23 protein-coding genes and 1 tRNA gene are annotated in these 22,592 nt (G+C 56.2%); 13 read left to right on the forward strand and 11 right to left on the reverse strand.

Annotated features, from left to right (window positions below):
• The first annotated feature begins 537 nt into the window (after window positions 1–537).
• Entirely contained in the window at window positions 538–1,104 is a 567-nt protein-coding gene (gene efp, locus DW724_RS01875; protein WP_110437112.1) for an elongation factor P, read from the forward strand.
• Window positions 1,105–1,146: 42 nt separating this feature from the next.
• Window positions 1,147–1,222 (forward strand) — tRNA-Val (locus DW724_RS01880).
• A gap of 136 nt (window positions 1,223–1,358) precedes the next feature.
• On the opposite strand, the gene DW724_RS01885 is transcribed toward DW724_RS01880, so the two are convergent.
• From DW724_RS01885 to DW724_RS01920, 7 genes are all read right to left on the reverse strand, one after another.
• On the reverse strand, window positions 1,359–2,456 hold the full coding sequence (locus tag DW724_RS01885; protein ID WP_158580182.1) for a M56 family metallopeptidase: 1,098 nt from the start codon (window positions 2,454–2,456) through the stop codon (window positions 1,359–1,361).
• Window positions 2,457–2,508: 52 nt separating this feature from the next.
• Window positions 2,509–2,931, reverse strand: coding sequence for a BlaI/MecI/CopY family transcriptional regulator (locus DW724_RS01890; protein WP_118564293.1), 423 nt, complete (start codon window positions 2,929–2,931; stop codon window positions 2,509–2,511).
• Between the two features lie 438 nt (window positions 2,932–3,369).
• A complete protein-coding gene (locus DW724_RS01900; protein WP_118760461.1) occupies window positions 3,370–3,759 on the reverse strand; it encodes a DUF1284 domain-containing protein in 390 nt (129 codons plus the stop codon).
• A complete protein-coding gene (locus tag DW724_RS01905; RefSeq protein ID WP_117487942.1) occupies window positions 3,756–4,325 on the reverse strand; it encodes a biotin transporter BioY in 570 nt (189 codons plus the stop codon). The genes DW724_RS01900 and DW724_RS01905 overlap by 4 nt, the downstream gene beginning before the upstream one ends.
• Window positions 4,326–4,465: 140 nt before the next feature.
• Window positions 4,466–5,515, reverse strand: a complete 1,050-nt coding sequence (locus DW724_RS01910; RefSeq protein ID WP_118760462.1) for an FUSC family protein — start codon at window positions 5,513–5,515, stop codon at window positions 4,466–4,468.
• A 255-nt stretch (window positions 5,516–5,770) separates the two neighbouring features.
• On the reverse strand, window positions 5,771–5,980 hold the full coding sequence (locus tag DW724_RS15395; RefSeq protein WP_117752055.1) for a hypothetical protein: 210 nt from the start codon (window positions 5,978–5,980) through the stop codon (window positions 5,771–5,773).
• Between the two features lie 102 nt (window positions 5,981–6,082).
• A complete protein-coding gene (locus DW724_RS01920; protein ID WP_118760464.1) occupies window positions 6,083–6,796 on the reverse strand; it encodes a tetratricopeptide repeat protein in 714 nt (237 codons plus the stop codon).
• A 255-nt stretch (window positions 6,797–7,051) separates the two neighbouring features.
• Between DW724_RS01920 and DW724_RS01925 the strand changes: the two genes are divergently transcribed.
• From DW724_RS01925 to DW724_RS01935, 3 genes are all read left to right on the forward strand, one after another.
• Window positions 7,052–8,311: an SPFH domain-containing protein gene (locus DW724_RS01925; protein WP_118760465.1), complete on the forward strand. Its 1,260-nt coding sequence runs from the start codon at window positions 7,052–7,054 to the stop codon at window positions 8,309–8,311.
• A 163-nt stretch (window positions 8,312–8,474) separates the two neighbouring features.
• The gene (locus tag DW724_RS01930; protein WP_110437103.1) at window positions 8,475–9,581 is read left to right on the forward strand and encodes a hypothetical protein; all 1,107 of its coding nucleotides are present in this window, start codon (window positions 8,475–8,477) and stop codon (window positions 9,579–9,581) included.
• Between the two features lie 13 nt (window positions 9,582–9,594).
• Complete coding sequence (locus tag DW724_RS01935) at window positions 9,595–10,572, forward strand: TPM domain-containing protein (RefSeq protein WP_118760466.1); 978 nt, start codon at window positions 9,595–9,597, stop codon at window positions 10,570–10,572.
• Between the two features lie 82 nt (window positions 10,573–10,654).
• Here the strand turns inward: DW724_RS01935 and DW724_RS01940 are convergent, their stop codons facing one another.
• Window positions 10,655–11,512, reverse strand: coding sequence for a hypothetical protein (locus DW724_RS01940; RefSeq protein ID WP_118760467.1), 858 nt, complete (start codon window positions 11,510–11,512; stop codon window positions 10,655–10,657).
• Window positions 11,512–11,985, reverse strand: a complete 474-nt coding sequence (locus DW724_RS01945; RefSeq protein WP_117487925.1) for a hypothetical protein — start codon at window positions 11,983–11,985, stop codon at window positions 11,512–11,514. Before DW724_RS01945 ends, DW724_RS01940 begins: the two co-directional genes overlap by 1 nt.
• 315 nt (window positions 11,986–12,300) lie before the next feature.
• Here DW724_RS01945 and DW724_RS01950 point away from each other — a divergent pair, with 315 nt between their 5' ends.
• From DW724_RS01950 to DW724_RS01985, 8 genes are all read left to right on the forward strand, one after another.
• Window positions 12,301–13,365, forward strand: a complete 1,065-nt coding sequence (locus DW724_RS01950) for an FkbM family methyltransferase (protein ID WP_118760468.1) — start codon at window positions 12,301–12,303, stop codon at window positions 13,363–13,365.
• Window positions 13,366–13,445: 80 nt separating this feature from the next.
• Window positions 13,446–13,886: an HIT family protein gene (locus tag DW724_RS01955; RefSeq protein WP_227108968.1), complete on the forward strand. Its 441-nt coding sequence runs from the start codon at window positions 13,446–13,448 to the stop codon at window positions 13,884–13,886.
• Window positions 13,887–14,260: 374 nt separating this feature from the next.
• A complete protein-coding gene (locus tag DW724_RS01960; RefSeq protein ID WP_158580183.1) occupies window positions 14,261–15,310 on the forward strand; it encodes an FAD:protein FMN transferase in 1,050 nt (349 codons plus the stop codon).
• A complete protein-coding gene (locus DW724_RS01965; protein ID WP_118760470.1) occupies window positions 15,300–15,671 on the forward strand; it encodes a NusG domain II-containing protein in 372 nt (123 codons plus the stop codon). The genes DW724_RS01960 and DW724_RS01965 overlap by 11 nt, the downstream gene beginning before the upstream one ends.
• Before the next feature lie 12 nt (window positions 15,672–15,683).
• A complete protein-coding gene (locus DW724_RS01970; protein ID WP_118760471.1) occupies window positions 15,684–16,199 on the forward strand; it encodes a Gx transporter family protein in 516 nt (171 codons plus the stop codon).
• Between the two features lie 50 nt (window positions 16,200–16,249).
• Window positions 16,250–16,582, forward strand: a complete 333-nt coding sequence (locus DW724_RS01975) for a hypothetical protein (protein ID WP_118760472.1) — start codon at window positions 16,250–16,252, stop codon at window positions 16,580–16,582.
• Window positions 16,583–17,573: 991 nt separating this feature from the next.
• The gene (gltX, locus tag DW724_RS01980) at window positions 17,574–19,226 is read left to right on the forward strand and encodes a glutamate--tRNA ligase (protein ID WP_118760473.1); all 1,653 of its coding nucleotides are present in this window, start codon (window positions 17,574–17,576) and stop codon (window positions 19,224–19,226) included.
• A 167-nt stretch (window positions 19,227–19,393) separates the two neighbouring features.
• The gene (locus tag DW724_RS01985; RefSeq protein ID WP_118760702.1) at window positions 19,394–21,052 is read left to right on the forward strand and encodes a glutamine--tRNA ligase/YqeY domain fusion protein; all 1,659 of its coding nucleotides are present in this window, start codon (window positions 19,394–19,396) and stop codon (window positions 21,050–21,052) included.
• A gap of 114 nt (window positions 21,053–21,166) precedes the next feature.
• Here DW724_RS01985 and DW724_RS01990 read toward each other — a convergent pair whose 3' ends face one another.
• Window positions 21,167–21,826: a hypothetical protein gene (locus tag DW724_RS01990; protein ID WP_118760474.1), complete on the reverse strand. Its 660-nt coding sequence runs from the start codon at window positions 21,824–21,826 to the stop codon at window positions 21,167–21,169.
• Between the two features lie 17 nt (window positions 21,827–21,843).
• Entirely contained in the window at window positions 21,844–22,524 is a 681-nt protein-coding gene (locus tag DW724_RS01995) for a hypothetical protein (RefSeq protein WP_118760475.1), read from the reverse strand.
• Between the last annotated feature and the right edge of the window lie 68 nt (window positions 22,525–22,592).

The raw sequence follows: 22,592 nt of genomic DNA on the forward strand, positions 1-22,592 counted from the left end.
GGTTGTCCTTCCTTTTTGCCCACCGCCGTGGGTACGGCGTCGTCTCCGCCGCGGGGCGCGGCACGCTCCCGCCGCAGCGGCGGCGAATCCCCCCGCTGAGGTTCAGCGAAAAACTCTCCGCCCGTTAGGGGCGAACCCGCTGACGCAGTTCGAGCACCCCGGTCAGCCGGTGCAGAAAAAGGAGCCGCCCCGTCAGGGCGAACCCGCTGACGCAGTTCGAGCACCCCGGTCAGCCGGTGCAGAAAAAGGAGCCGCCCCGTCAGGGCGAACCCGCTGACGCAGTTCGAGTACCCCGGTCCGCCGGTGCAGGAAAAGGAGCCGCCCCGTTAGGCCGAACCCGCCTGCGGCAGTTCGTATGCCCCGGTCAACCAGTGCAGGAAAGCGCCGAGTTCCACCGCGATAAAAATTTTCAAGAAAATATGCGTTACCCTCTTGCAAAATACGCGAAAATAGGGTATTATATACAAGCACTGTTTTGTATGAACAGTCGAATGATGCTTAATGATGTAAAAAATACTATTATTTGGAGGCATAGCGATTATGACCGCAGGTGAATTTCGTAACGGCGTAACTTTTGAAATGGACGGTCAGGTACAGCAGGTTATTGAGTTCCAGCATGTAAAGCCGGGCAAGGGCGCTGCTTTTGTTCGTGTCAAGATGAAGAACGTCGTAACCGGTGCGGTTACTGAGACCTCCTTCAACCCGACTGCTAAGTTCGAGGAGGCTTTCGTAGAGCGCCGCGAGATGCAGTATCTGTACAATGAAGGTGACCTGTACTACTTCATGGACAACGAGACCTACGAGCAGATTCCGATCAGCAAGGATACTCTGGGCGACGATTTCCGCTTCGTGAAGGAGAACGAGAACGTTAAGGTTCTTTCCTACAAGGGCAGCGTTTTCGCAGTTGAGCCGCCGCTGTTCGTTGAGCTCGAGATCACTGAGACCGAGCCGGGCGTTAAGGGCAACACTGCTACTAACGTACTCAAGCCCGCTACCGTTGAGACCGGTGCTGTTGTTAAGGTTCCGATCTTTATCGAGCAGGGTGAGCGCATCCAGATCGACACCCGTACCGGTGAGTATCTGGGCCGCAGCAAGACCAAGTAAAAATTTGCAGCCAACAGGGATGGCAGCCGCCATCCCTGATTTGGACATTTAGCTCAGCTGGAAGAGCATCCGCTTGACGTGCGGAAGGTCAGCGGTTCGAACCCGTTAATGTCCACCACCAAGCCACTCATTTTGAGTGGCTTTTTCTTTTGTCTGCACAAAAGCAGCTGAGACCCCACATCTCAGCTGCTTCTATTTCGTCCCACATTTTGCTTTTACTCTCTGTGCTGCCGCTATCCTTCGGCAGCTGCCTTTTATTGCTCGGTCTCGCGGATATATTTGAAAACCGAGTGCTCCAGATAAAATTGCACGTCACCTTCTGTCAGCTCATACGGCTTGTGGCCGTCAATGCACAGCCAGTATCGTCCGTCCGCACTTTGCTTGAGATAGGCATTCTCGTCGTCAAAATAGACGGTCGAGCTGCTGTCGGGCTCGGCCGGCGGCTCGAATGCTGGCTGCGGCAGCACCGCATACGACAGTGCCAGCAGGACAGCAAAGCTGCCGATGAGTACGGCACTTGCGGTTCGGTCGTTCGGCTGCTCCGCGCAGGCGAGCACGGCGGTGAACCGCTCCCGCATGGCCTTGTCCGCCTCGGCGCGAAACAGGGCCGTGGACGGCTGCGGCACCGGCTGCTGTGTGCAGCCTTGCTTCATTGCGGCGAGGATGGCGCGCAGATAGGCTGTGCGTTCCTGTGCATTCAGCGTCTGTGCAATCGCACGGTCACACTTAAGCTCGAGCGTTTGTTCCAAATCCTTATGCAGCAGGTATACGACCGGATTCCACCAGAAAATGATGCAGTACAGCGTTACGAGCAGCTTGACAGCCGTATCATGGTTGAGAAAATGCGTGTACTCGTGCAGCAGAATGTAGTGCAGCTCGGCATCTGTGTACGTCTTGTCCGGCAGAATGATGTACCGGCGCATCACACCTACGCCAAAGGCGGATTCGATATTCGCGGCTGTACGTCCGCGAACTTTGATGGTGCGGCCGGTCTGCCGCCGGATTTCGCTCAGCAGGAAAGCCGTGCGGCTGTCCCATGGCTTGGCTTGTCGCGCAGCGTGGATGGCTTTGCGATACTGCAGCGCGTAACGAATCAGCAGAAAAACTGTGCCGAGCAGCCAGATTGCACACAAAAGCAGTCCGACCGGCAGGTGCGTGACCGAATCGGGCTTGCGCGCCAGAAAGCTGTAAATGCGCGGATACACGACGCTGTCGCTCACAATCACTGCGTGCGGAAACTCGAGCGGCAGCAGCAGACGCGCGGCGCAGAACAGGTAAAGCAGCACCATAGTCAGCACGCCGAAATGCGGCCGGAAGCGTGTGCGCCGCACAAGATAGATTACAATAATCAACAAACTGCTCCACAAAAGCGCAGATATAAAGGAAAACAGGGTTATTTGCATATTATTTATCTTCTTTGTTCTGCAGCGCAGCTTCGTACTGATCGACCATTTTTTCCAGCTCGGCAATCAGCTTTTCTTCCTGCTCGGATTCGTTTGATTTGGCAGGTTTTTTGAACAACGCCACGGCGATTCGGGCAAACAGTGCCTGATTCACGCCTTGCTCCTCGAGCATGTTCGCCAGAAATTCGTCCTTGGTGTAGCAGGGGACGAACTGCCGCGACTGATAGCGTCCGTTCTGCAGCAGGCCGCTAACCTGCACCATGCCTTTTTTGACAAGCTGACCGAGCAGTTTGTCGATATAATTGGTGTTCCAGCTGGCTTCCGTAATTTTTTCGGCAAGCTGCAGTGTTGTGAGCGGACGGTTTTCCCGCCATAAGGTGTCCATCAGAATTTCCTCGGAGTTGGACAGCTTAAAGCGCTTCATTGGCCTCACCTCTGTTTTGATAATCACCTATAAGGTGTTTGTTATAAGATAAGAATAACCACCTTGAAGGTGGTTGTCAATATCTTGATGGAAATTTGTAGGAATGTCTGAAACTGGACATGATAAATTGTGAGAAGTGACAACATGTTTTCGGACGACAGGGGGAGAGGCACACCTTTCGGTGTGCCTGAGGCTGTCGAAAAACTATCGTTTTTCGGGCAGCCTCTCGATCGAAACCACGCTTTCGATCGAATGCTGAAGAAAAACCGCGTCCTCCGGACACATTTTTTCTTCCCTTGTATAAAAACCGAGGTACATGCCCCCGGTTTTTATGAATTTGCTGCGCAAATTCTATTTTATACGTGCTGTCGCACAAAGCACAAAATAGAAATCTGACTTTTTCGACAAGCTGAGGCACACCTTTCGGTGTGCCTCATTTCATTTTCCGCAGATATTCTTTTTGCAGGCGCTGACGGGGTACCACGCACATCCGCGACAAATATCCTCCAGCATGGCCGGTGTCATTTGTGTGTCGATTGCACGGATCAGGTCCTGATAAACATACACGCCCTCGTGCAAATTAAAGTATTCGACCGTCTTTCGGTCAAAGCGAGAGACCTTTTCCTGTGCTTCGCACAGGTCGTCAGCGGTGTGATGCGGGCAGTGCGCGCACAGAGAATCCGAGCCAAAGACAAGCCGGATTCGGGTTCCCGGTACATTTCGCAGAGAATGCACAATCGCACTCATATTTTGCACAAATTCTGTGCTGTAGCCCTTGCCGGAGTAGCCTTGTGTGCAAAGCAGATGATGCGGGCGCAGCCGGATCATGCCTTGAGCCCCGGGATGCGCTTGCGAACGAGAAAGCCGATCACGGTTGCAAGAACAGCCTTGATGACAGCGGTCGGGATGAACGGCAGCACGCATGCGGTCACGCCTGCGGCGATCGAGCTGTTCATGAGTACGCAGAACATCACCGTGCCGACAACATAGTTGGCAATCGTGCCGACGATCAGCGCGATGACATACGCGCCGCGGAATGCATGACGGTGATCGGCGCCCCAGCCGATGATAAACGCCATCAGCGGGAAGGAGATCAGAAAACCGCCGGTAGGACCGATAAACTTGTCAAAACCGCCGGAAAAGTTCGCGAGCACCGGTACGCCGACGGCACCGAGCAGCAGATAAATTACGCATGAAACTGTGCTCAGCTTGGCGCCGAGTACGACAGCCGCCAGTGTGATTGCGAACGTCTGCATGGTCATCGGTACGCCGCCGGGCATCGGAATGGAAATCTGCGCCATGATCGCGATGACCGCCGCGAACAGTCCGGAATAGCAGATGTCGCGCACGGAAAACGCGCTGCGCTGTGCGGGCTTGCTGGAAATGTCACTCATTGGGAGTTCCTCCTCGTTGTTTTGCTTATTGCATTAAACCACAGATTTACTGCAATGTCAACTGATTTTAGAAAAATGGTTGACGGTATGCGCAAAAAAGAAACAGCCGTTCCGTGCATTTGCACAGAACGGCTGTTTGCTCAGCTCGCAGAGCGCTCCCAGCGGGCGAAAATGCGGTGGAGGATCAGGCAGAACAGCAGCGCGAACGCCACGCCGAACATATTCTGCGCGACACGCAGACCGACCGCGCTTTTGAGTCCGTACGCGCTGGTTGCAATAGCGAGCGCACCGAACGTGTTGAACACGGCCTGCCAGCCGTATTTCGCAGAAAAACCGACACCGATGCCGCCAATCACGCCGATATAGGCGTAAATCGAGGACGGAAGCAGAAAATACAGCACTAAAAAGCAGCAAACACCTGCGATATTTCCGATGATACGCCAGCGAACGCGGTAGCGCATATCGTCCATCGCGGGAAGGATTGCGCTCATGGCGGCAATGCCCGCCCACATCGCACGCGGCATGCCGCTCAGCTCTGCGAGGAAAAGCACGAGCGGAACGCAGATGATCTGGCAAAGCTGCCATTTGGAGCGCGGATGGCGCAGATCGAAAGCAGGAAGGATATCTCCTGCACAGAGCTCATAGGCATTGCCGCGATGGTTGCCATAGAATACCGCGCAGACCAGAAGCGCACCGGCAGCAAGTCCAAACAGGCGCATTTGATAGGCGTGCCCGCTCACATCGTAACCATACAACAGCAGATAGCCGAGCACGAGTGTGGACTGATTGAACATTCTCGGCTCGTGGCAGCCGAACAGAATGAGCAGGGCAATCGCAGCAGCATTGATGAACAATCCGCCGACCGGGCCGGCCAGATTGGCTGCATGCGGTCCGACGGCCATAATGCCGAAAAATCCGGCGAGCAGCAGCGTGGACTGTCCTGTGCGAATGCACAGATGTGCGCTGCGGAATACGAGCAGATACAGCAGCACGACTACGCCGACAATGCTGTTGTCCGCGCCGAAGCCCAGACTGTAAAGTGAAACGAAAATAAAGCAGAATGCGACGGTTATCGCAATTTTGGTCAAGTATACGGCAATATGGTACAGCTTTTCGCGCTGTGACGCACTCTCGCGGATGATTTTCTTTGAGCCTGCCTGATTGACCTGTAATTCCTGATAAAATGTCATGAAATTCCTTTCCAATCGGTGAAAATGAGTAACTGTATAACTATATCACCATCGAGAAGGAATTTCAACTGTTTTTTTCAAAATCGAACAACAGGCCGGATATACTTCCAGAAACGTACACAATCGTGCACAAAATAGAACACACGACCGGATGCGGTATCCAGGCAGCAGCCGGCGGCCGCTCGGCTCGTTCACGAACGCCATCTGCTGCTCGGCTTCGGGGGGCAAGCTGCCGCAGGAAGGCGTTGACCGTTTCTAAATCCGCTCCGGGAATGCGAGCCTGCTTTTGCATAAAATCCCAGTAACCGATGCTCTCGTAGTTGCGAATGTGTGCGAAACCTGCGACTGCGAACAGTCAAGCAGTCGGGCTAAATGCGCGAGTGTCAGCGTTTCGCCCTCGCGCGCACGGATACAGCGGTCAATCTCGGCAATCAGCCGCAGAACATTGTCGTGCCAGTTTTGCATGAAAATCCCTCCTTGTCCCTGCATGATACAGGAAAATGAGCTGTGCCGCTTGATCTGACCTGCAAAAAAGAAAAACCGACGTAAAAACGCCGGTTTTCGATCTTATCCGTTCTTCTTGATGGCATTGATGAGCCGCTCGGCCTGTGGAGCGCCATGCTTCTTGGCTTGCTCGGCCCAGTAGAGCGCCTCGTGCGCGTCATGCGGTGTGCCTTCGCCGCGTGCGTACAGGATGGCGGTGTTCATCATGCACGCTGCATTGCCGCCCTGAGCGGCCTTGAGAAAATACTGGAAGGCGAAGGTCGCATCCTGCGGAACGCCGGTACCGGTGCTGTACAGCCATGCCAGACGGCCCATCGCCAGTACGTTGCCGCGGTTTGCGGCAATCTGGTACCAGCGGACAGCCTCGTCCATGTCCTTCTCCAAACCGCGGTCGCCCGTCTCGATCAGGCTGGCGATCAGTGCCGCAGCCTCCGGATGACCGTATTCAGCGGCCTTGCGGTACCAGGTGAGCGCGGTCTGCTGGTTCTTTTCCGCGCCGAAGCCCTTGTCATGGTAGCACGCCAGATTGAACATAGCAACCGGATCGTTTTGCTCAGCCGCCTTTTTTGTCCATTCAAAGGCATTTTCGGTATTCTTTTCCACGCCCTGTCCGCGCTCATACAGCGAGCCGAGCGCACGCTGCGCCGGTGCGCAGCCGTCCTCCGCAAGAGCCAGCCACTGACCGGCCGCTTCAGCAAAATTGCCTGCCTTATATGCGTCCAGAGCCTGATTGAACGCCTGTTCAATGCTCTGCTGATTTTCCTTGTTCGCTTCCATTGTTTACTCCTCCAAACAGTACCGCCTCCGAAATATGCGGTATGCAGATATCTTATTTTATCACACCGCACGTCGAAAGTCTACGAAAAAGCGAAAGAAATAGCATGGCACAACCGTATCTTGACAAAAATGTGAAATGTGTGTGAATGGACTTGCGCTTTGCGCTGAAAAAACGTAAACTGGAAATAGGATTTCTTGAACTAAGGTATAGATTGTAAAACAACGGCACTCTATCAGATAAAAGGAGAATGTCAAATGGGACTTATTAAAGCAGCAGCAGGCGCGGGCGGCGGTGTGTTGGCTGACCAGTGGAAGGAATATTTTTACTGTGATGCGATAAACGCGGATGTGCTCGCGGTCAAGGGCCGCAAAAAGGTCACCAAGCGGTCGAGCAACACCAAGGGTGACGAGGATATCATCACAAGCGGTTCGGTCATCGCGGTGGCGGACGGACAGGCGATGATGATCGTCGATCAGGGCAAGGTCGTGGAAGCCGCGTTCGAGCCGGGCGAGTTCGTCTACGATTCGTCCGCCGAGCCGACTATTTTCGCCGGTTCGTTCGGTGACAGCGTGTGCAAAATGTTCGCCAACATGGCCAAGCGCTTCACGTTCGGCGGAGAAGCGCCGCGCACGCAGCGCGTCTACTATTTCAACACCAAGGAGCTGACCGGCAACAAGTACGGAACCGCGTCTCCGGTGCCGTTCCGCGTGCTCGATGAGCGGGCGGGCATCGACATGGACATTGGTCTGCGGTGCTTCGGCGAGTACAGCTACAAGATTGTCAATCCCATGCTGTTCTATACCAACGTGTGCGGCAACATGGCGGAGGAATACCGCCGGGAAAATCTGGACAGCCAGCTCAAAAGCGAGCTGCTGACCGCGCTGCAGCCCGCCTTTGCGCGCATTGGTGCAAACGGTGTGCGCTACTCGGCGCTGCCCGCGCATACGATGGAGATTGCGGACGCGCTCAACGAACAGCTTTCGTCCAAGTGGCGTGAGCTGCGCGGCATCGAGATCGTGTCGTTCGGCGTCAACTCGGTCAAGGCAGACGAGGAGGACGAAAAGACCATCAAGGAAATGCAGCGCGAGGCTGCCTACCGTGATCCGACCCGTGCGGCAGGCTCGCTCGTGCACGCGCAGGCCGAGGCGATGAAGTCTGCGGCAGCGAATGCGAACGCAGGTCCGGCGATGGCGTTCATGGGCATGAATATGGCCGGTCAGGCAGGCGGCGCCAGCGTGCAGAATCTGTACGCAATGGGTCAGCAGCAGGCGCAGGCGGCAGGCGAGTGGACGTGCTCGTGCGGACAGACCGGCAATACCGGAAAATTCTGCATGGGCTGCGGCAGGCCCAAGCCCGAGCAGAACAGCTGGAAATGCGTTTGCGGTACGGTCAATACCGGAAAATTCTGCTCCGAGTGCGGAAAGCCCCGACCGGAGAATACGACCTGGACGTGCTCGTGCGGCGCAGTCAATCAGGGAAAGTTTTGCTCGGAGTGCGGAAAAGCAAGAAATTAGTAATTAGAAACGAGAAATTAGTAATGAAACGTAGGGGCGCACATTGTGCGCCCGAAATCAAACGGTATGCAGATGGTTTACACGGGCGGCCGCTGGCCGCCCCTACGGAACACGTTCACCATAAAATAATTACTAATTCCTGATTCTCCGAAGGAGGATAGAAATGTCAGACAAAGCAACAAACTACCAATGCCCGTCCTGTACGGGACCGCTGCACTACGACGGCGCCGCAGGACGGCTGCAATGCGACTACTGCGGCTCGTCATTTGACCCGGCAGAGATCGAAAAGCTGTACGCCGAAAAGGAACAGCAGGCCGCTTCTCAGCCGGAGACGGGGAGCGACACCGGCGAATGGCAGTCCTCCGCAGATGAGGACTGGGGTACGGATGCAGACAAGATGCGCGTATACAGCTGTCCGTCCTGCGGTGCGCAACTGATCTGCGAGGAGACCACGGCGGCGACCTCGTGCCCGTACTGCGGCAACCCGACCGTCATTCCCGAGCAGTTCAGCGGCATTCTCAAGCCGGACTACATACTGCCGTTCAAGCTGAGCAAGGAGGATGCGGTTTCCGCGCTCAAGCAGCATTACAAGGGAAAGCTGCTGCTGCCCAAGCTGTTCCGCGATAATAACCATATCGAGGAGCTGCGCGGCATTTATGTGCCGTTCTGGCTGTTTGACGGCGAAGCCGAAGGCAGCGCGAATTACATGGCGACGACCACGCGCGTGTTCCGTCACGGAGACACGGAAATCACCGAGACCAGCTTTTACGAGGTTCAGCGCGCGGGCACGCTGCCGTTCAGCCGCGTGCCGGTGGATGCATCGCGCAAGATGCCGGATGATTATATGGATTCCATCGAGCCGTTTGATTATGCCGGCCTGAAGCCGTTTTCGACCGCCTATCTGCCCGGATTTTTCGCGGATAAGTTCGATGTTTCCATCGAGGAGAGCAGCAGCCGCGCGGACAAACGCTGTCGGCAGTCGCTGTCGGATGCGCTGCAGGGAACTGCGCGAAACGGCCGTCCGTATACCTCGGTCATGCCGACCGGCGAGGACATTCACCTCAAACGCACCGGCGTGCATTACGCGCTGCTGCCGGTCTGGATGCTGAATACCCGCTGGAACGGCAAGAATTACATGTTTGCGATGAACGGTCAGACCGGACGCATGGTCGGTGACCTGCCGGTGGACAGAAAGCGGTTCTGGGGTCTGTTTGCCGCCGTTGCCGCGCCTATGACTGCGGTGCTGACGGCGCTGCTGTATTTTCTGTAAGGAGGCGGCGTAGATGAAAAACAAGAGAAAACTGCGTCTGGCTGCGCTCTTGGCAGTGCTGTTGCTGCTATTTCCGGCCTTTGCGGTTGAGGACGATATAACGGATGAGAGCGACACCTCGACCACCCAGACGGAGGAAACTGACCAGACCGCACAGCTCGGCGGCACGGATTCGATTGACCCGTCGGCAGATAAGCCGCGCGTGTTCGACTATGAAGAGGTGCTGACGCAGACCCAGATTGACACGCTCGAGGAAAAGACCAGAGCGATCGCGGAGAAGTACAGCATCGGCGTCGGCATCATCACGATTGACGATTACACGCCGTACGGCGACGGCGCTTACGACGCGGCGGAGCAGCTCTACAACGAGCTTGATCTGGGTGCGAGCGAGGACGGCGACGGCGTGGCGCTGCTCATCAGTCTGGATGACCGCGATTTTGCGACCTATGCGCACGGTGCGAAAGCCGAAGAGATTTTCAGCGATGCGGTCCAGCAGGATTTGGAGTCGTATTTCCTGGATAATTTCGGAAACGACGACTGGTACGGCGGCTTTTCGGACTTCGTTTCCGGCTGTGAGTGGTATTTGCAGCATGTCGCCGAAGGCGGCGAAGCCGGTGTGCCGGTGCATAATGAGGTCGAGATTTCGGACAGTACGCAGGAAGACACAGCGGACGATTCGTTTTCGCTCGGCGGTGCATTCGGCCTGTCGCTGCTCATTTCGTGCGTGGCGGCGCTGATCGTGTGCATGGTGTTCCGTTCGCAGATGAAATCCGTGCGTACACAGACGACCGCAAACCAGTATGTGGGAAACGGCGGTCTCAATCTGACGCTCAGCCGCGATATTTACCGTTATACCTCGCAGAAGCGGCGGCAGATTCCGCGGAATGACAATAATAACAACCCGACCGGCGGCGGTCACGGCGGAGCCGGATTTTCCGGCAGCGTCAGCCATACCAGCAGCGGCGGACATGGGAGAAGCGGTAAATTCTGAATGAAGAATGGAAAATGGAGAATGAACATAGCTGCATTTTCCGTAAACAAAAAGCAAAAGACAGCCGACAGGCTGTCTTTTTTTATGCAAAAAACGGAGATAATTCCGCGATTTTCGCAATCGTTTTGGATTCCTCCGGGAAGTCCTTCTGCAGCCTTGCGGCACACCGTCTGCAGAAATCCTCATACAACTCGGGATTCTCCCGCATTTGCTGCTTGAAGCCCCAGATATGGGTAAAATATCCGTTCTGCGCACCGCCGAACAGCGCAGGCAGGTCGCTGAGAGCAGCCGCGTGCGCGTGCTTTTTCTCGGCGCACATGGCAAGCAGCCGCTGCTCGGCGAACACCATGTAAGTGAGTGCGTCATCGGCATCCGGTGAGCAGCGCATGAACCGAATGGCGGTGTCCGTGTAGTACCGTCGGAACTCGTCATTGCCGAAATAGGCGAGCGCGGTATTGAACGGCTGTACCGTCCAGTCAAATGAATCAAGCGGGAAGCCTTCGGTTTTGGCGAATGCCGTTTGATCCGGATAGATGGACGGCGTAATGTCCTCACGATGGATGGCTGCGGTGTCCGGTCCGTCGAGCAGATTACTGATGGATTTCCAGCAGATGAAATCTGTATCAAGCATCACGCACGGCGATGGCACAGCGGAGAGCGCGTACAGCTTGCCGGCCGCCCAGAAGGCTGTGGCGTTTATGTCCTCGGGCATGGTGTCCAACAGGGGATACACGCCGTCATCCCACAAAAAACAAAGCCCGAGCGATTCATAATAACGCTTGGCAGGTGTGTCGCAGATCATGCGGATCGAACCGTTCTCTCTGCGCCACTCGAGCGCGGAAAGCGCGGTCGTGAGCAGTTCAAACGGCTCGATTCGGTATTCCATATGGGGATTGCGGATGAAAAATGGTCTTGTCCAGTTGGAGTGGAACGCCTGCATCAGATCAGCTCCAATCCGTAGCCGCCGACCGGGCACGAGCCGGAACCGAACCGGAACGAACCCGATCCGGAACCGGAATAACTGGTGCGGTAAGAGGTGGTGTACGAGGTCACATACGAGCCGGAGCCTGAGCCGCACGGCACGCAAACGGTCTGTATAACGGTGGTTTCGCCGGATGCGGAGACAGCGGTTTCCTCACCTGCTGTCGAGGGGACAGCGCCGCCCATGATGGGCACCGGCGGGCGCTCGTCATCGGCCGGATACCAGCCCTCCGGGTAGGGGTCCACCGCGAAAACAGGTGCTGGTGCGGCAGACTGTGCCGGCTCGCTTGCTTCGGGTGCGGTCTCGGGTGCAGGTGCTTCTTCGGTTTTTGGCTGGCAATGCCGCGCATAGCTGGCTTCATCGAACACAACGCCGTCGATCTCGCGGTATTTTTCCGGATTCATTGCCACAATACCGTTCGGCTTGGACATAACACCACACACCTCTCATTCACTAATTATAATTATATATGAAGGGAGCGCAATCCGCAACCGCAAACAAGCAAAATTTTGGCTTTACAATCCGCAGGCGGTTTTCGTATAATAGTAGGGAGAAAACAGATACGGTGTTCCGGTCGGTTTATTATGCTGTACCATGTAAAATATTGTAGGGGCGCGCATTGCGCGTCCGTTTTATCCGGTTAGCGCAATATCAATTCTGCGGATTGGATTAAACAACTACCGTGAGGCACCCGCCCTACGGTAAAAGTTAGATAAATGTCATTTGTATATAGAATGGGAGAAATTATGGATTTTTTATCGTTAGAGCAGTCGGTCTGGCGCCGATTGCAGCAGGAAACGCGCCCGATCGCGCTGTACGGCATGGGCGACGGCGCAGACAAGATACTCGCGCAGTTTGACCGTCTGGGCATTCGCGCATCCGCGGTGTTTGCGAGCGACGAATTTGCCCGCGGCAACCTGTTCCACGGGTTCTGCGTGCGCAAGCTGTCGGACACGGTAGCCGAGCTTGGCGAGGACATTGTAATCGTGATTGCGTTCGCCAGCCAGAGACCCGAGGTGCTGCAGCTGATGTATGCCCTCGAGGACAAATACGACGTGGTGGCGCCGGATGTTCCGGTGGTCGAGGGACCGCTGTTCGATGAGGATTTCGTGCGCGTGCATCAGGACGAGATGCAGCGGGCGTATGATCTTCTGGCGGATGATTTGTCGCGTGAGGTTTTCCTCGATACGGTGCGCTTCAAGCTGTCCGGCAAAATGGAATACCTGCGCCACAGCGAATCCGACAAGGATGAGGTATTTCATAATCTTCTGCGCCCGACCGCAGAGGAGCATTTCTCCGACCTCGGCGCATACAACGGCGACACCATCCGCGAGCTGCTGCACTACACGGACGGCAAGTTTGCGTCCGTTACCGCCCTCGAACCCGATCGCCGCAGCTTCCGCAAGCTGAATGAGTGGGCGAGTGCCAATATCACGGGCGATGTTACGCTCGTGCAGGCGGGCGCGTGGAACGAGGACACGGTCAAATGCTTCACCGATCAGGCAGGCCGCCAGTCCCGCGTAGCGGGGCAGGGCAAAGAGACGCAGATGCGTGCGCTCGACAGCGTGCTGTCCGGCCGCCCGTGCACCTATCTTAAAATGGACGTGGAGGGCGCAGAGCGCGAAGCCATCGCCGGCGCCGAGAAAACCATTCGGCAGTACGCACCCAAGCTGAACGTTGCTGCCTATCACCGCAGTGAGGATTTCTTTCAGCTGCCGCTGCTCATCCATGCGCTGCAGCCGAACTACCGGCTGTATCTGCGTCACCATCCTTATGTTCCGGCTTGGGATACGAATTTGTACGCAATATAAAAAACAGTGGAAATCCCGGTCGGGCCGTTGTATAATAAAGATAGATTACGGCAGGGTGTGACCTGCCGGAGAATTTATACATGAAGGAGATCATAACAATGGGCTGTTTTTACTGTGATGAGCACCATGAGGGCCGCGAAGCAATCATGTTTAAGGTTGGCGACATGAAGGCAGGTACCCTGTACCTGTTCAAGGATCAGGCACACAAGGGCCGCTGCGCACTGGCGCTCAAGAGCCATAAGAAGGAGCTGTGCGAGTGCGACGAGCAGGAGCGCAACGATTACTGTGCAGATCTGGCTGCTGCTTCCGGCGCTATTAAGAAGCTGTGGGGCTGCACCAAGATCAACCTCGGTTCGTTCGGCGACAGCAATCCGCACCTGCATTTCCACATCGTACCGAAGTACGAGGGCGGCTTTGAGTTCGGCGGCAGCTTTGCCATCACCAATCCGGAGCCGGTTATCCTGAAGGACGAGGAGTACAAGGAAATGATCGAGGCTCTCCAGAAGGAGCTTGGCCTTTAATCCTTTGGCTGCATAAGTCACAAACAGCATCGAACTTTGCGGTTCGGTGCTGTTTTTTATACCTAAAGTTTAGAATTTGTTGTTTCAGGTATCGCGCGGCAGCGCGCATGAAATAGCATTTGCTCTGCAAATGCTCAAAAAGGGGGAGCATGTATCACCCTTTTGGAACTTCTGGAGGGAGAAAGTTTCTGTATAGGAACTTTCGGACGACTTTGGAACGGCCCACGGTCCGTTCCTGCTTGTCGGCGAAACTGTAGTTTCGCGACAGCCGACGGTTCGGTGCTGTTTTTTGTCTTATATGATACTTGCGCGCTGCGGGAACGTGCGGTATAATGTACAGTGATTTCGTATTGTATAAACAAAGGAGCAATGCTATGAAACGCTATTTTGCAGCGGCGATGCTGCTGCTTGCGCTGTCCGGCTGCGGCTCAAGCGGCAGCAGTGCACAGCTTTATACTACCACCGAGGACTTTTTTGCGATGGACACCTATATGTCGGTCGATGTGTCGAGCGAAAAGAGCGAAAGCGCGGCAGAGGACATGGCGATTAAGATCGAGCAGCGCGTCAATCAGCTGGACGCGGCGCTCTCGCGCACGCAGCAGGCGGGCGATCTCTACAAGCTGAACCACGCGAACGGTCAGCCGACCGAGGTGAGCGATGACACCTACACCGCGCTTGAGAAGGCGCTCGAGTACGCCGAGATGACAAACGGTGCGTTTGACCCGACGATGGCGCCGCTGACCGACCTCTGGGGCATCGGCACGGACAACGCGCGTGTGCCCGCGCAGAGCGAGATTGATGAAGCGCTGACGCATGTCGGCTATCAGAACGTCAAGCTGCTCGGCAACAATCAGGTGCAGCTGCTGAATGGCGCACAGGTCGATCTGGGCGGTATCGGCAAGGGTTACGCAGGCGACATCGTGCACGAAATGGTGGAGAGCGACACCTCGGATCAGTGGCACGTTCTGGCGCGGCTGAGCGGCAATGTCGAGATGTACGGCGGCAAAACCGCAGACAGCGGCACGGACAACTGGAACATCGGCATTGCCGATCCGGACGACAACACGGACTCGATTGCGGTGGTGTCGCTGCGGGACGGCTCGGTTGTTACCTCGGGTGATTACGAGCGCTTTTTTGAAAAGGACGGCAAACGCTACCACCACATTTTTGACCCCGCAACAGGGTATCCGGCGGACAGCGGCCTGCGCGGCGTGACCGTCATTGATCCCTGCTCGACCAAGGCGGATGCGCTGACAACGGCGCTGTTCGTCATGGGTCTGGATAAGGGCATGAAATTCTGCGAGGAAAACAAGATTGCGGCCGTGTTCATCACCTCGGACAAGCAGGTGTACACCACATCCAAGACAGGGGACTGCACGTTTGAGTTTCTCGGCGAGAAAAAGGGATACACCTATGCGGAATAAGCTGAAATTCGGTGATTTTATCATCATTGGCGTGGTTCTGGTGATGGCAGGCGCACTGGCGGCAGCGCTGGCGTTCCACAGCTCCGGCGACAAGCTGTACGCCGAGGTCTGGCAGAACGATACGCTCATCGAGCGGGTGCAGCTGACCGATGCGACCGACCGCACGATCAAGCTGGACGGCAACACCATTGTGCTCTCGGGCAAAACAGCGAAAATGGCGGACGCGGACTGTCGGGATCAGGTGTGCGTGCGCACCGGTACACTTACCCATGCCGGACAGGCGGCGGTCTGTCTGCCTCACCGCGTGGTGCTCAAGCTGGTCGGCGTGAATGACAGCGGCATCGACGCTGTGGCATCGTAAGGGGTGCAGCACATGAAAAATGCAAAACGATTGACGCTCTGCGGTATGCTGGCGGCGATGGCTGTTGTGCTCTCGCTGGTTGAGCGTATGTTCCCGCTGGATGCCATCGTGCCCGTGCCCGGCGTCAAATTAGGGCTAGCGAACGTGGTGACGCTGTTTGCGCTCACGCGGCTGAGCGCGAGAGACGCATTCGCCATCGTGGTAACGCGCGTTGCCATTTCCTCGCTGCTGATGGGCAGCGTGTCGGCGTTCCTGTTCTCGCTGTTCGGCGGCCTGCTGTCGCTCATCGTGATGGGAATCCTGCTCAAAGCCGAAGGCAGATTCTGCTCACTGTTCGGCGTGAGCGTAGGCGGCGCCGCGGCGCATAATATCGGGCAGATGGCAGCGGCTGTGATCTGGCTGAAAAACTGGGCCGTGATCGCATATTTGCCGTTCCTGCTCGTGATGAGCGTGCCGCTCGGACTGGTGACGGGGCTGACCTGCTCGGTCGTATTACATCATCTTAAAAAAATTGATTTCGGTGCATAAATTTGAAAAAGCAGCCTCATACTAACGAAAACAGATTAGGAGGGACTGCTATGAAAAAGCTGATCGCCCTGCTGGCGGCGCTGACGATGCTGTTCGTCTGCGGCTGCGGCAGCAACAGCAAGGATAACGGCACAGACAACGGCAATGGCACCAACAACGGCACCAACAACGCTGTTGATGAGCGGCACGACACCAACACGAATACCGTCGGTGATGATGTTCGCAACGGCGTGGACGATGCAGGCAACGCCGTCGGAGACGCGATGGATGAGGCAGGCAACGCCATCCGCGACGGTGCAGACGCCGTGACCGGAGATAACAATAACGCGGCGAAGCGGCCGAATACGGCGAACGGTACGAATGCTCCGGCGGAGAATCCGTAAAACAGAAACGGCATGGCGTAAGCTGTGCCGTTTTTCTTTGTTTCTTCTGCACCGACGCACTGGGGCACACGAGTTGCGTCAGCAATACGCTCTGTCCGGGCGGGAGTTTTTTCAGCACCGGCTGAGCGGGGTGCGCGAACTGCGTCAGCGTGTTCGCCCCTAACGGGCGGGGAGGTTTTCGCTGAACCTCAGCGGAGAGTTGCGCTCTGCGGAGCGCGGGAGACTGCGGCGCCCGCCGCAGGGGGCAAAAAGGAAGGGACACCTGCGGTTTCCCTTCCTCTTTGAACTCCTACCTTTCCCTTATTTCTTATCCTGGCGAAAATCGGAGAGCGGCGACCGCTTCGAAATAGGGGAACGGCAGTCGGGTTACCTCAGCGTGTCTTTCTCCGCCTTTTCGCAGTTCACAGACAGCGTACTGCTACACATACGGTTTACTCTACGCAGGCGCGACATGCCCGTGTCGCGCGAATCCTTGGCACGTTGTAACGCACGGCACCTGCGAGAATAAATTGCACCGAACGCCTAATCCGTAGGTGCTGTCCGCAAACTCCAGACTTACGAGTTGCGCGGCACTGCTATGCCGCGCCTGCTGGAAGTAGCCGACCTGTGTAGCAGAACGGTATCTGACACTGCGAACAGGTTGCTCAAGAGGACGGACTCCGAAGGTAGTTCGTCCGCAGCAGAGAAAAAATCCTCTGCCGTTCCCCGTATTTCGCAGCGGTCACATGTCGGCAATCTGCGCCAGACCCTCCAAGGGAAAGGGGTGATTCACAAGAGGGTGGAAACCGCAGGTGTCTACCCTCTTGTGCGCCCGCGCGGCGTCAGCGCAATTTCCGTTCGCTTCGCAAGCGGCAAAACAAGCGATTAAAACTGGCTTTATATCTTGCGTACAAGGCTGCATTGTGCTAAAATAATACTATTATGGGAAAAACACTCGTGGAGCGCACAAACCGCGTCTCCGCGCAGTCTAACGAGTTGGAGTGAGAAATAAATGGATTACAACCGTTTGGCGGAACTGCTGTTTCCGCATATCAATACCACGCCGGAGGAGATGGAGGCCCGCTATCCCAAGCGTGAGCTGCCCGAGGGCGCAAAGGTAACCCGTATGGGCCCGAGCCCGACCGGCTTCATGCACCTCGGCAACCTGTACGGTGCACTGGTGGATGAGCGCCTGGCGCACCAGTCCAAGGGTGTATTTTATCTGCGTATTGAGGATACCGACCGCAAGCGTGAGGTAGAGGGCGGCGTGCAGATGATCATCGACGCGTTCAAGTCGTTCGGCCTGCCGTTCGACGAGGGTGCAACGACTGACGGTGAGACCGGCATCTACGGTCCGTACCGACAGAGCCAGCGTGCCGAGATCTACCAGACCTTCGTCAAGTCCCTCGTGCAGCGCGGCATGGCGTACCCGTGCTTCTGCACCGAGGAGGAGCTCTCCGCTGCACACGAGCAGCAGGAGAAGAACAAGGAAAACTTCGGCTACTACGGCAAGTACGCCGTATGGCGCGACCGTCCGATGGAGGACATCGAGGCAGAGCTTGCCAAGGGCACGCCGTATGTTGTCCGTTTCCGCTCGGAGGGCAGCATTGAGCACAAGATCCGCCACGAGGATCTCGTCAAGGGCAAGATGGAAGTCACCGAGAACGATCAGGACGTGGTTATCCTCAAGTCCGACGGCATCCCGACCTACCACTTTGCGCACGTTGTGGACGACCATCTGATGGGCACGACCGTCGTTGTCCGCGGCGAGGAGTGGCTGGCAACGCTGCCGGTACACCTGCAGCTGTTCCGCGCGATGGGCTGGAAGGCGCCCAAGTACGCACACACCGCCCAGCTGATGAAGATCGACCCGGAGACCGGCGGCAAGCGCAAGCTGTCCAAGCGCAAGGACCCGGAACTGGCGCTGACGTTCTACGCGCAGGAGGGCTATCCGGTACCGGCGGTTCTCGAGTACCTGATGACGCTCCTCAACTCCAACTTCGAGGAGTGGCGCCGCGCAAATCCCGATCTGCCGATGAACGATTTCCAGTTTACCACCAAGAAGATGAGCGGCTCGGGCGCGCTGTTTGACATTGAAAAGCTGCGCGACGTTTCCAAGAACGTTATTTCGCGTATGACGGCAGAGCAGGTTTACGACTTTGTTGCCGAGTGGTCTGCTGTCAACGACAAGGAATTTAACGCACTGCTGACCCGTGACCCGGCATTCTCCAAGGCGTACCTCGCCATCGGCCGCGGCGGCAAAAAGCCGCGCAAGGACCTTGCGCTGTGGTCGGATGCCAAGGGCTACATGGACTTCATGTTCGACGAGCTGTTCCAGCCGGATTACACCATGCCGGAGCGCGTCTCCGCTGAGGACGCCAAGGCAATTCTGAGCGATTTTGCAGGCATGTTCGACGAGAACGATACGCCGGACGGCTTCTTCGACAAGATGAAGCAGATCGCTTCTGCACACGGCTATGCAGCCGATACCAAGGCGTATAAGGCTGACCCGTCCGCCTATAAGGGCGCCGTCGGTGATGTGTCCATGGTTGTCCGCGTAGCAGTGGCGGGCCGCCAGAACGCACCGGATCTCCAGACCGTAATGGGTATTCTGGGTAAGGAAAAGGTGCTCGAGCGTCTGTCCAAGTGCGCTGAGGCACTTTGATTTGTAAATTGCAATCGGGAATTACTTCCGTAATGATGAAACGCTTACCGTAGGGCGGGGTGAAGGGCAGAAGGTGAATTGCGGCATAGCCGCAAGAGAAGCCGCTCCGGAGTGTCCCGCCCTGCAATAAAACGAATTCCTGATTGAATCAAGGGGAAATAATTATGATGGAAAACGTAAATAACTTTCTGACCGAAATTATTGATGAGGATATTGCGAACGGTCTTTCCGAGCGCATCCACACCCGCTTTCCGCCGGAGCCGAACGGTTATCTGCATATCGGCTCGGCAAAGGCGATCTTCATCAACTGGTCTATCGCAAAAAAATACAACGGCCTGTTCAATCTGCGCTATGACGACACAAACCCGGTCAAGGAGGATACCGAGTATGTAGACTCCATCTGGGAGGACATCAAGTGGCTGACCGGCGAGGAGCCGAGCGGCGGTGTGTACTACGGCTCGGACTACTTTGAAACCTGCTTTAACTGCGCGGTACAGCTGATCAAGGACGGCAAGGCGTATGTTGACGATCTGACGCAGGAGGAAATGCGCCAGTACCGCGGCTCTCTGACCGAGCCGGGCAAGCCGAGTCCGTACCGTGACCGTTCGGTTGAGGAGAACCTCCAGCTGTTCCAGGACATGCGCGACGGCAAGTTTGCCGACGGCTCTAAGACGCTGCGTGCCAAGATCGACATGGCAAGTCCGAACATGAACCTGCGCGACCCGGCGATTTACCGCATCGTGCGTGCACATCATCACCGTCAGGGCGATAAGTGGTGTATCTATCCGCTATACGACTTTGCACACCCGATTCAGGACGCACTTGAGGGCATCACGCACTCCATGTGCTCGATTGAGTTCGAGAACCACCGTCCGCTGTACGAGTGGGTGGTTGATAACTGCCCGCTGCCGCATCATCCCAAGCAGCGCGAGTTTGCCCGCCTGAACGTAACGCACACCGTTATGTCCAAGCGTTACCTGCGCCAGCTGGTATTTGAAAAGCACGTTGAGGGCTGGGACGACCCGCGTATGCCTACGCTGTGTGCGCTGCGTCGCCGCGGCTACACGCCGAGCGCTATCCTCGATTTTGTACAGCGCGCCGGCATCGCAAAGGCCAACTCGCTGGTTGACATCAAGCTGCTCGAGCACTGCATCCGCGAGGAGCTGAACGAGACCGCGCTGCGCCGCATGGCAGTCACCGAGCCGGTCAAGCTGGTTATCACCAACTACCCGGAGGACAAGTGCGAGGAGTTCGAAGTGCCGAACAATCCGCGCAACGAGGAAGCAGGCAGCCGCAAGGTTCCGTTCACCCGTGAGCTGTATATCGAAAAGAGCGATTTCGCGGAGGTTCCGCCTCCGAAGTTCCAGCGTCTCAAGCCGGACGGCGAGGTTCGTCTGATGGGCGCGTATATCGTCAAGTGCAACGAGATCGTCAAGGACGATAACGGCGAGATCGTGGAAATCCGCTGCACGGCTGATCTTGAGACTCGCAACGGTATGCCGGTGGACGGCCGCAAGGTCAAGGGCACCATTCACTGGGTATCTGCCGAGCACGCCATCGACGCGGATCTGTATCTGTACGATAATCTGTTCACCCTCGAGAACGTTAATGACGTACCGGAGGGCACGGATTATCTGGATTACCTCAATCCGGATTCGCTCAAGAAGCTGACCGGCTGCAAGCTCGAGCCGTCGCTGGCTGATGCCAAGGAAGGCGAACGCTTCCAGTTTGTCCGCATGGGTTATTACTGCAAGGACCGCGAGAGCGGCCGATTCAACCGCATTGTTACCCTCAAGGACAGCTTTGCAAAAACGCTGAAAAAGTAAGCACAGATAAGAAAAGCTCTCTGAACTTTGTTCAGAGAGCTTTTTTTGTTTTGCAGTTAGGGGTTAAACTATTCTGAGGGCACCCCGCCCTACGAAAACCTGAGTGTAAATTCGTTACAGAATTGTGCTTTCTGCGACCGCATTCGGCGCCAGAACCTTCACGAAGAACTCGAGCCGCCGGAGTGCGTTCTCGATAACCGCCTTATCGGTATCCGGCGTGCCGAATACGGGATGGAACACATGGCGGCTGTCCGGATGGATGCAGGTTCGGTCGTCCGCACCGGCGATCATGCTGAAAATGATACCCGAGTTATCGCGTCCGCAGATGTCCTTCGGGTAGGTATGCGTGCTTGCGGCGCGCATACCCAGGAACGGCAGCTTTTCGCTTGGCGTGAAGATGGTCAGCGGGCCGTCCATGCGGTCGATGTCATGCGTGCCGGACAGTACGAACGTGGTCAGCTCCAGCAGGAAGGGAACCCCCATCACCGGGTCCTCCTCCGGGAACGGACGTCCCTTGAACAGCACGGATTCAAACTGCTGCATGACCGGATAGGTTTTCTTAAACTTCTTGAAGAAGCGAAAATACGGATTTTCACCGAAAACAGCCTTGCGGTCGTAGTCGGCATACTTTCCGCGCAGGGCATCCAGTTCTGCGTGAACAAGGTCGTAAAATTTCGTTATATCCCATGCAGAACGGTCGGGATAGGTGACTTCGAGGATACCGAGCGGAATATTGCGCTCGGCAAAGGTCGGGTCCTTGATGATTTCAAGCATAAGAGCACCTCGATTTGTTAAGCGGGTTCGTAGGAACTGTGATAATCGGCAGCGGCTTCGCCGGTCAGCACATCGTAGTAGTACCACTGCGATTTATCCACGCTGGTGAAGAAATACACGCCGAGGGGGTGCTCTGCGGTATCGCTGGTCAGGCGGCCGACATATTCACCGCTTGCACCGCCAGCCGCTTGTCCGGTGCGGATAATTTCGTCAACGGACACCGGATGCAGCACGGCGATCATGCCGAGCTGCGCGATGGCGTAGGACAGGTACAGCAGGAAGATGGTATAGGCGGACTGCCGCAGCGAAGCCTCCTGCAGAGGGTGGTTCATGCACTTGCCGATCAGCAGGCCGATGAAGGACAGCACGATCAGCGCCGCAATCCACCAGAAGCTGATCTCATACAGCGGGTTCATGCCGGACAGCAGGGCAATAAACAGCATCAGCGCCACCAGAAAGACGAGCAGCGCCTGTGCCCAGCGGCTGTGGTCCCTGCCGTCGGGATTACTGGGTCTGCTGTTCATAAAAATGTTGAAGATGAGCGCAACCGGCGCAAATACCCACAGATAGGCGGGGAAGCCGCCGACGGCACCGTCATACACGGTGTTCCAGTGCGTGGCGAGCAGGCAGGTGCCCAGCCAGACGATGACGGAAGCCGCAAGCAGCAGCAGATTTTTCTTGGATCGAAAAAGATTCATACAGGAAATTCCTCTTAAAAAGCAAACGGGCAGAGCCTTGCGGCTCTACCCGTTTTTGCGTTCACACG

It is taken from the genome of Butyricicoccus sp. AM27-36 (assembly GCF_003480945.1).
Classification (GTDB): Bacteria; Bacillota; Clostridia; order Oscillospirales; family Butyricicoccaceae; genus Agathobaculum; species Agathobaculum butyriciproducens.